This window comes from Pseudomonas sp. MTM4 (genome assembly GCF_019355055.1).
Lineage (GTDB): Bacteria > Pseudomonadota > Gammaproteobacteria > Pseudomonadales > Pseudomonadaceae > Stutzerimonas.
In genome coordinates this window covers 635,092-646,493 of record NZ_CP048411.1, presented here as the reverse complement: position 1 = coordinate 646,493, position 11,402 = coordinate 635,092, and the positions used below count along the sequence as shown (strand labels likewise).

The window sequence follows — 11,402 nt, the reverse complement described above, 5'->3', positions numbered from 1 at the left end:
GCAGGCCTTTGGGTTGCGGCGTGAAGCCATCTGGACGGCAATCCTTACAACAGACTAAGGGGCTTAGTTGCGCGGTTGCTTTTTGACCTCAGCTGGAGGCCAACCGCGCCGTAATGAAGTCTACGAAGGCCTTGATCTTCGGCAGCGGTTGACGACTAGAGGGCCACAGAATGCTGAGCGTACGTCGGTCCTGGATATAGCTATCCAACAACGGGACCAGACGTTGCTGCTCGATGGCCTCAGCCACGATGAAGTCCGGCAGGCACGCAATGCCCTGCCCGGCTTCAGCCATCGCCAGCAGGGGGTCCACCGCATTGGTGACGGCGGTCTGCGGGAGATCCAGGTTCAGGTATTTGTCGTCGACGAACAGTGGCCATGCGTCCAGCTTGCCGCTAGACGGGTAGCGGTAGTGAAGGCAGGCGTGCGCTGCCAGGTCCGCAGGAACCGTGGGCGTGCCACGATGCTCGAGATAGTCCGGCGTGGCGACCAGCCGGTGGCTGAAGCCATTGAGCCTGCGCATCATCAAGCGTGAGTCCTGAACTTCGCCGATGCGCATCACTGCATCGAAGCCTTCTTCGATCACATTTACCAGGCGGTCGCTGAAATCCAACTCCAGCTCTACCGCGGGATAGGCCTGTTGGAACGCGATGAGATGCGGCATCAAGCGCATGCCCAGCTGCGGCAAGCTGATGCGCAGCTTTCCCTGGGGATTGCCTACTGCCTGAGTCAGTTCGCGCTCAGCGACTTCCAGCTCGGCAAAGATGCGGTGGCAGCGCTCGAGAAACAGCGCGCCCTCGGCTGTGAGGGTAATGGCCCGAGTCGAGCGATGAAATAGCCGCACCCCGAGGCGTTCCTCGAGACGGGTCACGGACTTGCCAATGGCCGAGGAAGACACCTCCAGCCGCCGCCCGGCTTCGGTGAAGCTGCGTGCATCGGCGGCATGTACGAAGGCCGATAGCGCACCGAGCTGGTCCATTTTTGCGCTCATGGATTACATCCTTTTGTTCCTCAATGTTTGGAATTCTAGCTTATTTTTCTTTTCTGCCCGGCCATCTATAGTCCCTGTCATCGTGATCCGCGGCGGCAATGCCGTGGGTCGCTCGTTTTTCTTGCGAGGTCTCCATGCCGCCCAGCACTTCCTATCCAGAATTACCCAAGGAGCTTGCCGAACACCGCGGCTACGCCCGAGTGTTTCAACCCGGACATCTAACATTCGGCTTTATCGCTCCACTTGAAAGCTACCCCGACAGCCCCGGTCCCACCCTGGCGGACCATGGCGCCATGGCGAGAAAAGTCGACCAGGCCGGCTTCTCGGCCATCTGGCTGCGGGACGTGCCGTTTTACGATCCCAACTTTGGTGACGTGGGCCAGATAATCGACCCGATGGTGTATGCCGGTTTTCTGGCCGCCATCACGGACAACATCGCCATCGGCACCGCAGGGATCGTTCTGCCGTTGCGCGACCCGCTGATCGTCGCCAAGCAAGCTGCCAGTGTGGATCAGTTGCTGGGGGGCCGATTCATTCTTGGCCTGGCCACTGGCGATCGACCGATCGAATACCCGGCATTCGGAAGTGACTTCGATAACCGCGCCGACCGCTTCCGTGATGCCCTGGCGGTGGTCCGTGCCGCTACCGAACGCGCCTGGCCCGTTCATGGCTCGGCCTATTACGGCGAATTGACCGGCGACCTCGACCTGGTACCGAAGCCCGCGGCGCCGCGCCTACCCACGGTGGTGGTAGGCATGGCGGGCCAGACCATGGACTGGATCGCGCAGAACACCGACGGCGTACTGTGGTACCTCACCGATCCGGCGAAACTTCCCGACATCGTCAACCGCTGGCAGCTGGCAAGCCAGGGACAACCCTTCAAGCCCTACGGCTACGGCACCTTCTTTGATCTGGACGCCGACCCAGACCTGCCTTTGCAACCTGGCCGCGTAATGCGGGCCGGGCGCAACACCCTGATCGACCTGTGGCGCCGCCAGCAGGACCAGGGGGTCGCGCATGTAGCCTTGAACTTCAAGCCGCAACGCCGCCCCACCTCAGAGGTCATCGACGAGATGGGCGAATACATCCTGCCGCATTTCCCCAGCCTGGCGCCGTCCCTGACGCCCCCATCAGCACAACGGAGTCGTTGACATGCCACACGCAGCTCACGCCATGGATTTCATTTTCCAGACCAAGCTCGGCACCTATCCACTGGCGGTGCAGTGCGAAATGCTCGCTGAACTGGGGTACCAGGGCATGACCGTTTCGTCCTGGAGCACGGAGCTCAAAGAGCTGCGTAAAGTTAAATCAGATTGGGGGCTCGATGTCGGCGGCATTTATGCGATCTACCGCCAGGGACTGGAGGACTGGTTGATCAACCTGTTCGAGTCCATCGAAGGCTGCAGCACCATCGAACTGGCCCTGCATTCGGGCGACCAGGTTCAGGAGCAGGACTTGCGGATGCTGGAGCGCTTGCTGCCGATTTGCGAGCGTCGCGACCTGCAGATCGCGCTGTACCCCCATATCCGCTACGGCATGCAGACCACTACCGAGGCGGTGCAGCTGTGCGAGCGCTTCAACCACGCGCGCCTGGGCATTGTGTTCAATGGCTATCACTGGTTCGCCAACCAGGAAGGCGAGCTGGAGCAGCGTCTGGACGCACTCTGGCCTTGGCTTAAGCAGGTCAATATCGCGGGTTGCCGACTCTCGCCGTTGGGCTGGGGTGGCGCGGCGACCATCGAGCCGCTTGATGAGGGTGAAATGGACAATTTTGTGCTGATGGGCGCGCTCGAACGTCGCGGCTATACGGGGCACGTAGGCTTCCTCGGCTGGGAGAGCATGGGCGGCGACGTGCATGGCAATCTCCATCGCTCGCTCACCGCTTTCCGCTCCATGGAGCAGCGCCTGGCGCGCAATCCTCATTGGGCACTGATGACGGACTTCCCCCGTTGAAGGCCGCCGCAAGGGATACGCCAGTGAGAAACCCCATCCATGCCCTGGACTCGTTCTTCTACACCTCCATGGGCGTCTACAGCTTCCAGGCCCAGTGCGAGATGGTCGCGGAGGTTGGCTACGATGCAATCACCGTCGCGGCCTGGGGCGGCCAACCGCTTACCGATCTTTCGCAACTGAAACACGTCAAAGCCAAGCACGGCCTGGATATCGCGGCGCTGTACCTGGTGCTGCATGAAGGCCGCAACGATGACCTGGTTCGGCGGCTCGTCGAGTCGGTCGAGGGCGTGGAGCTCATCGAGCTGGCGGTGCAGACCTCTGTCAACGGCGTGCCGGCGATTTTGAAAGTGATCGACAGTTTGTTGCCTATCGTCGAACGTCGCGGCCTGCGATTGGCCCTCTATCCCCACCGCAACCACGTCACGCAAACCACCTCCCAGGTCGTTGAGCTGTGCAACTACTACAGCCACCCTCAGCTGGGCGCAGTGTTCAACGGTTACCACTGGTACGCCAGCCAGGAAGGTGATTTGCAGGGCCGGCTGGATGCCATGCGTCCATGGCTCATGCAGGTCACCACCTCAGGCTCGGCGCTCTCACCGCTGGGTTGGGGCGGCGTTGCCACCATGGAGCCGCCCGATCGTGGCGAGCTGGACAACTTTGCCCTGCTGGGCGCCTTGGCACGCATGGGCTACACCGGGCGAATCGGCGTGCTCGGCTGGGATTATGGCGGCGACGTCTACTTGAAACTGCAGCGTTCCCTGCGTGCCATGCGCGGTATCCAGCAGCGCCTGGAAGCTCACCCAAGCTGGGCGAACCTCCCGCTTAACCGCAAACCCTGAGCACGGCGCTGCGGTTACGCAGCGCTTGCGCTATATCGAACTGGAGTTTTTATGACTGCACTGTCCGTGCTTGATCTCATGATGATCGGAGAAGGCAAAGGCTTTGCCGATACCCTTGAAGGCGCTCGTCAACTGGCGCGCCATGTCGAACAGCATGGCTACAACCGCTACTGGATCGCCGAGCACCATGATCTGCCCGGCATTGGTTCGATGGCCACGCCGCTGATCATCCAACACCTGGCCGCGGCCACCAGCACGCTGCGTGTGGGCGCTGGCGGCGTGATGCTGCCCAATCATTCGCCGCTGATCGTGGCCGAACAGTTTGGCACCTTGCACACGTTGTTCCCCGGCCGCATCGACCTTGGAGTCGGGCGCGCCCCGGGCAGCGGCGGCCCTACCGTACGTGCCATTCGCGGTATCAGCCAGGAGCGGGATTTCCCTCAGGACGTACAGCGAGTACTTGATTACCTGGAGGACAATGGCAAGGAACCGGTACGCGCACTGCCGGGTCGGCACGATGTTCCGATCTGGGTTTTAGGCTCGAGTTTGCAAGGTGCCGATCTGGCTGCACGGATGGGCCTGCCGTATGCCTTTGCCTCACATTTCGCCCCACAGATGCTGATGCACGCACTGGTGCATTACCGAGAAAATTTCCGCCCTTCCGTGTACCTGGACAAGCCCTACGCCATGGCAGGGGTGAACGTGATTGCAGCCGATACCCGCGCCGAGGCGCAGTACCTGGCCAGTTCCCATCAACAGTGGATTGTAAAGCTGCACGCCGGACGTCCAGGGTTGCTGCCACCTCCAGAGGAAGACTACCTGGCACGAATCACCTCGATGGATCGTCAGGGATTGGATCAGGCCATGGCCTGTACCGCTATCGGTGACAAGCAGGAAGTCGGCGCCTGGCTACGGCAGTTCATCGCCGCCACCGGTGCGGACGAATTGATGATCGATGCACGCATCTACGATCCAGTCGCACGGTGCCGCTCGTATCAACTCGCGGCGGAGTCGATTGAGGACTTGCTGACTCGCTGATAGCCGCCTGGCAGGGCCTCAGAGGATATCGTCTACCACTCCACCATCGACCCGCAGCGCAGCACCGCTGGTGGCGGACGCCTGGGTGGAGCAGACATAGACCACCATGTTGGCGACTTCGTCTACCGTTGCCGCGCGCTGTATCAACGAGGTCGGACGGTGGCTCATCACGAATTCCGCCGCGACGGCCTCCAGCGTCTTGCCGGATCGAGCGCGCTCTTCCTCGAGCATGTCGGCCAGCCCGTCCGAGAGCGTGGGGCCCGGCAATATGCTGTTGACCGTCACACCGCTACCCGCCACGCGCTTGGCCAAGCCCCGCGACAGCGACAATTGCGCGGTCTTGGTGACGCCGTAATGGACCATATCGGCCGGCACATTGCGGGCTGACTCCGATGATATGAACACCACCCTGCCCCATGCCCGTTCGACCATGGACGGGACCAGCGCGCGACTGAGCCGTACGCCGGACATCACGTTGGTCTGCCAGTAGTCATCCCAACAGTCGTCACCCGCCTCGAAGAAATCTGCCAAACCGTAGATACCGGCGTTGTTGACCAGAATATCGACCGCCGGCAGTGCCGCTGTGAGCACGCCGACGCCGTCTGCGCTGCCAAGATCCGCAGCGATACCGCTGAGTTTTGCCTGCGGCGCCGCTTCGCGCAGGCGCACCAGTGCTGTCTCCACAGAACTTTCACTACGGCCGTTGACGATGACTTCGGCACCCGTCAGCGCCAGACCTTTGGCGATGGCGAAGCCAATCCCCGCAGTGGAAGCGGTTACTAGCGCGGTCTTGCCTGAAAGATTGATGTGCATGCTCGCTTCCCTATAGCGCCGGCCATTGCCTGGCAGGTCGGTTCGATTTATCGATAACCTCGCGGCCGGCGGTGCCAACCGCCGACTAACTAAACTAGCGTTTCAGGTGCGGGTAAAGCCATCGAACGAAGTCATGTAGACCGCGCCGAAGGCGTCCAGGTGTTTACGGGTGGGCTCGTCCGGGCTGCCATAAACAAGAAGGCTGGTAATCGTCACGAGCTCTAGAAACTTCTCGCCGAAAGGCGCGAAGGTCTGTTCGATATGGCTGACAACCGCATCCGCTCGGTAGCGCTCGATGATGTGCACCACTGTGTGGTCATCGTTAACGCTGTATTCGTACATCAGCGTGCCCGGCTCTTTGTTTGTCGCTGCAACGATTTTTACAACCAACTGCTGGAACTCCGGGAAGTTTTCCGGCGCCAGACTGAGGGTAAAAATGTTGATGACTTCGTCTTTCATGGTCTGTCCTCACGTCGTGAAAAAAGCTGCCGCTACGCTTGGAATACGAGAGCGCCGCTAGGTTGGACGTCATGCTAAGGTAGAGCCGCACGTCGATAAACAGCCTGCAAATCACATATAGGTAGCATTTCAAGCTACCAGGAAATTGCAATGACCTCAGAAGACTCGTTCAGCGGCATCCACATTTTCCTAGCCACTGCTCGTTCCGCGACGTTCACCGAGGCAGCCGAGCGTCTGGGCCTCTCCAAGTCCGCGGTGGGAAAGGCGATCGCCCGCTTGGAGGCGAGAGTGGGCGCTAGCTTGTTCTATCGGTCGACGAGACGACTCTCCCTCTCCCCTGACGGCGAAGCCTACTTCACGGTATGGTCCGCTGCCCTGGAGGAGATCAAAGCCACTGAGAGTAATCTCGGCAACAAGCTCGGCGTGCCGGCCGGGCGCCTGCGCGTAGATATGCCGGTAGCCTTCGGTAAACAGGTGGTATTGCCGATTCTGCTGCACATGAGCAAACGCTTCCCACAGCTGCAACTGACCCTGACCTTCAGCGACCAGTTGGTGGACCTGACCGAAGAAGGCATCGATCTGGCCATTCGCTTCGGCAGCGTCGACAGCGTGCCCGGCTTGGTCGCCAGACGCCTCACCGCACACCGATGGGTAACCTGTGCGTCGCCGGACTATCTGGAGAAACACGGCACGCCGTTGACGCTGGAAGACATGACCCGGCATCGCGGGATCGTGGGCTATCGCCGCGGCAGTCTGATGCCGTGGAAGATGACCAAGGACGGGCAGGCCGTGAAGTTCTCGCCGCCACCGACGTATCAGTTTGATGACGCTGAAGCCATGATGGAGGCTACCCGGGCGGGGCTCGGTATCTGCCAGATGCCGTTATGCCTGTTTGAAAAAAATATCGAAACGCAGGACGTCGTTCCGGTGCTTGAAGCGTTCGAACCCGCTCCGGTAGAGGTTCACGCGCTGTGGTCGAAAAGCAATCACCTGCGGCCGAAAATTCGTTATCTGGTTGATGAGTTGCTGAAGCTACACGGCCACGTGTAGTAATCGGAGAACACGCGGTCAATCATCAAGGGTGGCGGTATTGACAGCGTGCCGGCCGGCTAGCGCTAGAGGTTCTGGCTCACTGACTGCTCAGCATCCGGAGCAGCTACTGGTCTACGGGTGAGTAACAAGACAACTCCGAGGCACAACGCCAGCGCCAACGCTGACACGAGCATCGCATTAGACATGCCCTGAGCAAATGCCGCAGTGTCTGATTTGGCGATCATCGTACCGAACACCGCCACTCCGATTACTCCGCCAAGTTGCCTGGCAGAGGCCATCAGACCGGATGCAATTCCGGCATCGTGCTTGGAAACCGCCGCCAACATCGAATTTGTTATGGATGGGACCGAACACGCGCTCCCGATCCCAACCAACATCAGCGCGCCGTTCAGGACCCACAGCGGCGACTCTGAATCGATCTGCGAGAGTGCCAGGAAGCCGACGACCTGAATGATGAAGCCGGTCGTGATGATCCGGCGCGCACTGATTGTTCGAGCAACCCTCGCGGATATCAGTGTCGATAGCGTCAGCACTGCGGTTAGAGGGATGAACGACAATCCGGTCTCGAATGCATCGTACTCAAGTATCGTTTGAAAATAGATGCTGAAAACGAACACCGTGCCGTAGAACGTAAGATTGATAACCGCCCCGGCCAACGACATGCTCACTAACATTGTGTTTTTGGCTAAGCGCGCGGGCAGCATTGGGGCTTGTACTTGTCGCTCCACAAGCAAGAACACCAGTAGGAAAAACGTCGCTATTGCCAGCGATGATAAGGTCAGCGCGGTCCAGCCCTGGCCGCTGGATTCGGTCAATGCGTAAGTCAGGGCTGCCACACTTATCGCGATACTTGCCTGGCCGCCTGCATCGATTTTTTTACTTATGCGGGGCGATGCCGGTGCGTAGCGACTAATCAGACAGATTGCCAAAACCCCAATAGGCACATTGATCAAGAAAACGCTTCGCCAACCCAGATAATCAATCAGCAAACCACCCATCACCGGGCCCGCAGCCAAGGCGATCCCCCCGCACGCGCCCCACAGGGCCACCGCTGATTTTCGCTGATCGGGATTTTCAAACGACAACCGAATAAGCGTGAGCGAGGTTGGCACCATAAAGGCGGCCCCCAAACCCTGCAAAACACGCATGGTGATAAGCGTCGTCATGCTGTCGGCTAGGCCGCAGCCGATAGACCCTAGGGTGAACGTTGCGAAGCCTGCCGTGAAGGCGGATTTCGCACCCCATTTGTCCCCGCAGGTTCCGCCAAGAATAAGCAGAGCGGAAAAGGCCAGCGCATAGCTGTTAATGACCCACTGCAATCCGGTGAGGTCGGTACCGAAAGCCTCTTTAAGGGCGCCCAGCCCCACATGCACGACGCTTACATCAAGCTGAACCACAAGAAAACCCAGGCAACAGGCGACCAGAATTGGTGTCAGTGACGCGATTCTTACTGGCATGGGACTATCTACTGGAGCGGCAAAGGACCCCAAACGAGGGGTACGAGGAGCAGGCGTACACCATGCTAACCAAGTAGAACCAAGCGAAAAACGCACCTGGGTTCTCCAGTAGGTAGAAATCAGCGCTACGGTCAGGGCGGTCATGCCGCATAAAAGGCTCGAATTCTAAACTGCCTGCATAAGCCAGGCATCACGGCAGGCATCTTCAATGTTCCAATTCTAGGAACAGTTAGTTGAGTTACGACGACTTTATCTCTTCGCCCGGATCTATAGACTTTCATCCATCCCGAGCCGGAACTAGCACGACATAGGTAAGTACCAAATCCTCTGCTGCTGCGGCCTCTCATCTCATCAGGACTACAAATATGAGCCAGGCGTACCCAGTGCTATTCGTTTCCCACGGCGCCCCGACCTTTGCTATTGAACCCGGCATAGCCGGCGCGCGCTTGACTGAGGTTGGACGAGCGTTGCCACGGCCTACCGCAATTGTGGTCGTCTCCCCTCATTGGATGACACGCGGCGGCGTACGTGTGGGCAGCAGCCAGACTCCTGAAACTATTCATGACTTCGGTGGGTTCCCTGAGGCGCTGTATCGCCTGCAGTACCCGGCCCCCGGCAATCCTGCGTTGGCCGAGCAGATAAATAGTCTGCTAAACAGCGCGGGAATTTCAGCGAGCACTGAGTCAAACCGGGGCTTGGATCATGGTGCCTGGGTACCCCTGCTGTACTTGATGCCGGACGCTGATATCCCGGTGGTTCAGGTTTCCATGCCCTATCCGCTCACTCCTATTGACGCTTGGCAACTTGGCCAGGCGCTCAAGCCGTTGCGTGAACAGGGAATCTTGATCATTGGTTCTGGAAGCCTGACGCATAACCTCTACGAATTCCGCGGTTACGACGGTGATCCCGCCGAATATGTGAAGCATTTTGCCGACTGGTTCAGCGATACATTGCGCGTTGCTGATATGCCTGCGCTCTTCAACTACCGTCGCAACGCGCCTGACGCCGAGCGTGCACACCCAAGTGACGAGCATTTGATGCCGCTATTCCTGGCGCTTGGCGCCGCCGGCGAGCACTACGAAATGGAGGTACTGGAAGGCGGAATCGCCCACGGTGTACTCGCAATGGACAGCTACTTGTTTCGCACCACATCCACGTTATCTCTCACCCAGGAAGGCACTCAGGTATGAGTAACCCATTGGCGATGCCAGAGCTTCAAGAAGAGCCGCAATCCGGTCTTTTGTTTCGCCGCTTGATCGGGACGACTACACCTCGCGCGCGTCTGCTACTGTTGCACGGTGTCGGCGGTAATGAAACCAACCTCGCCGGCCTTTCCAATTCCATCCCCGACGACGTCGAAGTACTGCTGGTACGTAGCCGACTGCAGATCGCGGCTGATGGATTCGCTTGGTTTCAAGTGAGTTTCGCCAGCACCGGCCCGGTTATCAACGAAGAGCAAGCCGAAGCCAGTCGCCGATGCCTGGTGAGATTTATAGAAGCGCTACCTGAGCTGCCCACCGTGATCGCTGGCTTTAGCCAGGGCGGCATTCTCAGTTCCAGTGTAGGGCTCAGTGCCCCACATTGCGTGGCTGGCTTTGGCTTGCTCAGCGGCCGGATTCTGCCGGAGCTGAAGCCCTATATTGCGAGTCCGCAGGCGTTGCGTTCCCTGTCGGCGTTTGTCGCCCATGGCCGTGCAGACAATAAACTCCCCGTATCTTGGGCAGAGAAAGCTGATTCGTGGTTGGCCCAACTGAACGTACAGCACGAAACGCACCTGTATGACATGGGCCATGAGATAACAGCCGAAGAAGTGACTGATTTTGTCCGATGGTTGAAGTCTGTATTGACTCCCGCCTGACGTGGCAAGTGGCCAACCGTGGCAAGGGTCGCATGAGGTTCGCAGCCTTTGTCACTCTTGTGGCCCCGATAGCCGCAGCTTCCGCATGTGGCGCCTATGTTCTGCGGCGAGAGTCCGCGGCGGCAATACCAGTTAGTGTCCGTCAGCTGGTGCGATTTCGAACGGCGAACCTTCCGACAAATGCATCTACTGCTAATCGCACCCAACGGTCCAGCTGCTCGGCAGAAGGCCGTGTACCGGGATGCAGCAGGCATTCCATCTGACCTTCGGTGCGAACCATGCTGACAAACAGCGCAGCAGCCGCCTCGACGCCGATAGCATGGACGTCAACCTCACCCGCTAGCGAGGCTTCACTTAGGCGCTCCGACACCATCGCAATGACGACTTTGGGGCCAGCCAGGTAAAACCTGCGACCGGCGTCTGGAAAACGCGGCGCCTCAGCTACGACCACGCGGAAAAGCGCCACCCCCACCTCAGCCAGCACGATGTCGAGATAGGCCCGCCCGATGTCCTCCAGGGTTTTCCTGATATCCCCTGGGGCTGGCTGTATCGCACGGATGGTCGATGCCATCGACGCGCACTGACGTTCGATCACCGCGACAAACATGGCCTCTTTGCTCGGAAAGCATCCATACATCGTTTTCTTCGAAACGCCTGCTTCGCGCTGAATCATGTCAGTGGTCGCAGCGCTGAAGCCATGGGACAGGAATACGGTTGTCGCCGCATCGAGAATTGCGACGGATTTGTCGATCTGAAGGTCAGGCTTGCTCATAGGAAGATCTGGTCTGTTATTTTGTCGGAGTATACCGGCCGGTATACTCCGTTCGCAAAGCGGAATCCCGCACAATTAACCATTTATTATTTGACTGAATGTTTTTTCGCTAATTAGAATACCGATCGGTTTCCGTCATCTGATCGCGTGCCTCCTCGCTCCAAAGCCGTAC

12 protein-coding genes are annotated in these 11,402 nt (G+C 59.1%); 7 read left to right on the top strand and 5 right to left on the bottom strand.

The features are described from left to right. Positions 1–88: 88 nt before the first annotated feature. Positions 89–976, bottom strand: a complete 888-nt coding sequence (locus tag GYM54_RS02950) for a LysR family transcriptional regulator (protein ID WP_197445194.1) — start codon at positions 974–976, stop codon at positions 89–91. Between the two features lie 146 nt (positions 977–1,122). On the opposite strand from GYM54_RS02950, the gene GYM54_RS02945 reads away from it, so the two are divergent. The 4 genes from GYM54_RS02945 to GYM54_RS02930 are packed head-to-tail and all read left to right on the top strand — an operon-like array spanning position 1,123 to position 4,818. Then, positions 1,123–2,139 (top strand): LLM class oxidoreductase, encoded by a 1,017-nt coding sequence (locus tag GYM54_RS02945; RefSeq protein ID WP_197445016.1) that lies wholly within the window; start codon positions 1,123–1,125, stop codon positions 2,137–2,139. 1 nt (position 2,140) lies between these two features. Further along, positions 2,141–2,941 (top strand): sugar phosphate isomerase/epimerase, encoded by an 801-nt coding sequence (locus GYM54_RS02940; protein ID WP_197445015.1) that lies wholly within the window; start codon positions 2,141–2,143, stop codon positions 2,939–2,941. 23 nt (positions 2,942–2,964) lie between these two features. Continuing rightward, on the top strand, positions 2,965–3,780 hold the full coding sequence (locus tag GYM54_RS02935; protein ID WP_197445014.1) for a sugar phosphate isomerase/epimerase: 816 nt from the start codon (positions 2,965–2,967) through the stop codon (positions 3,778–3,780). Between the two features lie 51 nt (positions 3,781–3,831). Beyond that, complete coding sequence (locus GYM54_RS02930; protein WP_197445013.1) at positions 3,832–4,818, top strand: LLM class flavin-dependent oxidoreductase; 987 nt, start codon at positions 3,832–3,834, stop codon at positions 4,816–4,818. Positions 4,819–4,836: 18 nt separating this feature from the next. Here GYM54_RS02930 and GYM54_RS02925 read toward each other — a convergent pair whose 3' ends face one another. Together GYM54_RS02925 and GYM54_RS02920 are read right to left on the bottom strand one after the other, a co-directional pair. Next, positions 4,837–5,631, bottom strand: a complete 795-nt coding sequence (locus GYM54_RS02925) for an SDR family NAD(P)-dependent oxidoreductase (RefSeq protein ID WP_197445012.1) — start codon at positions 5,629–5,631, stop codon at positions 4,837–4,839. Positions 5,632–5,733: 102 nt separating this feature from the next. Further along, the gene (locus tag GYM54_RS02920) at positions 5,734–6,090 is read right to left on the bottom strand and encodes a putative quinol monooxygenase (protein ID WP_197445011.1); all 357 of its coding nucleotides are present in this window, start codon (positions 6,088–6,090) and stop codon (positions 5,734–5,736) included. A gap of 150 nt (positions 6,091–6,240) precedes the next feature. On the opposite strand from GYM54_RS02920, the gene GYM54_RS02915 reads away from it, so the two are divergent. Continuing rightward, positions 6,241–7,140 carry a LysR substrate-binding domain-containing protein gene (locus GYM54_RS02915; protein ID WP_197445010.1) on the top strand — a complete coding sequence of 300 codons (900 nt, stop codon included), beginning with the start codon at positions 6,241–6,243 and terminating at the stop codon, positions 7,138–7,140. A gap of 65 nt (positions 7,141–7,205) precedes the next feature. On the opposite strand, the gene GYM54_RS02910 is transcribed toward GYM54_RS02915, so the two are convergent. After that, positions 7,206–8,600, bottom strand: a complete 1,395-nt coding sequence (locus tag GYM54_RS02910) for an MFS transporter (RefSeq protein ID WP_197445009.1) — start codon at positions 8,598–8,600, stop codon at positions 7,206–7,208. Positions 8,601–8,965: 365 nt separating this feature from the next. Here GYM54_RS02910 and GYM54_RS02905 point away from each other — a divergent pair, with 365 nt between their 5' ends. Beyond that, entirely contained in the window at positions 8,966–9,790 is an 825-nt protein-coding gene (locus tag GYM54_RS02905) for a class III extradiol ring-cleavage dioxygenase (protein ID WP_197445008.1), read from the top strand. Beyond that, positions 9,787–10,458: an alpha/beta hydrolase gene (locus tag GYM54_RS02900; RefSeq protein WP_231752168.1), complete on the top strand. Its 672-nt coding sequence runs from the start codon at positions 9,787–9,789 to the stop codon at positions 10,456–10,458. Before GYM54_RS02905 ends, GYM54_RS02900 begins: the two co-directional genes overlap by 4 nt. A gap of 142 nt (positions 10,459–10,600) precedes the next feature. Here the strand turns inward: GYM54_RS02900 and GYM54_RS02895 are convergent, their stop codons facing one another. Next, positions 10,601–11,230: a TetR/AcrR family transcriptional regulator gene (locus tag GYM54_RS02895; protein ID WP_197445007.1), complete on the bottom strand. Its 630-nt coding sequence runs from the start codon at positions 11,228–11,230 to the stop codon at positions 10,601–10,603. Positions 11,231–11,402 lie beyond the last annotated feature (172 nt).

What these genes read in the sequence shown, in the direction of transcription:
- GYM54_RS02950 (WP_197445194.1), bottom strand. Translation starts at nt 976, where the DNA reads ATGGACCAGCTCGGTGCGCTATCGGCCTTCGTACATGCCGCCGATGCA.
- GYM54_RS02945 (WP_197445016.1), top strand. Translation starts at nt 1,123, where the DNA reads ATGCCGCCCAGCACTTCCTATCCAGAATTACCCAAGGAGCTTGCCGAA.
- GYM54_RS02940 (WP_197445015.1), top strand. Translation starts at nt 2,141, where the DNA reads ATGCCACACGCAGCTCACGCCATGGATTTCATTTTCCAGACCAAGCTC.
- GYM54_RS02930 (WP_197445013.1), top strand. Translation starts at nt 3,832, where the DNA reads ATGACTGCACTGTCCGTGCTTGATCTCATGATGATCGGAGAAGGCAAA.
- GYM54_RS02925 (WP_197445012.1), bottom strand. Translation starts at nt 5,631, where the DNA reads ATGCACATCAATCTTTCAGGCAAGACCGCGCTAGTAACCGCTTCCACT.
- GYM54_RS02920 (WP_197445011.1), bottom strand. Translation starts at nt 6,090, where the DNA reads ATGAAAGACGAAGTCATCAACATTTTTACCCTCAGTCTGGCGCCGGAA.
- GYM54_RS02915 (WP_197445010.1), top strand. Translation starts at nt 6,241, where the DNA reads ATGACCTCAGAAGACTCGTTCAGCGGCATCCACATTTTCCTAGCCACT.
- GYM54_RS02910 (WP_197445009.1), bottom strand. Translation starts at nt 8,600, where the DNA reads ATGCCAGTAAGAATCGCGTCACTGACACCAATTCTGGTCGCCTGTTGC.
- GYM54_RS02905 (WP_197445008.1), top strand. Translation starts at nt 8,966, where the DNA reads ATGAGCCAGGCGTACCCAGTGCTATTCGTTTCCCACGGCGCCCCGACC.
- GYM54_RS02900 (WP_231752168.1), top strand. Translation starts at nt 9,787, where the DNA reads ATGAGTAACCCATTGGCGATGCCAGAGCTTCAAGAAGAGCCGCAATCC.
- GYM54_RS02895 (WP_197445007.1), bottom strand. Translation starts at nt 11,230, where the DNA reads ATGAGCAAGCCTGACCTTCAGATCGACAAATCCGTCGCAATTCTCGAT.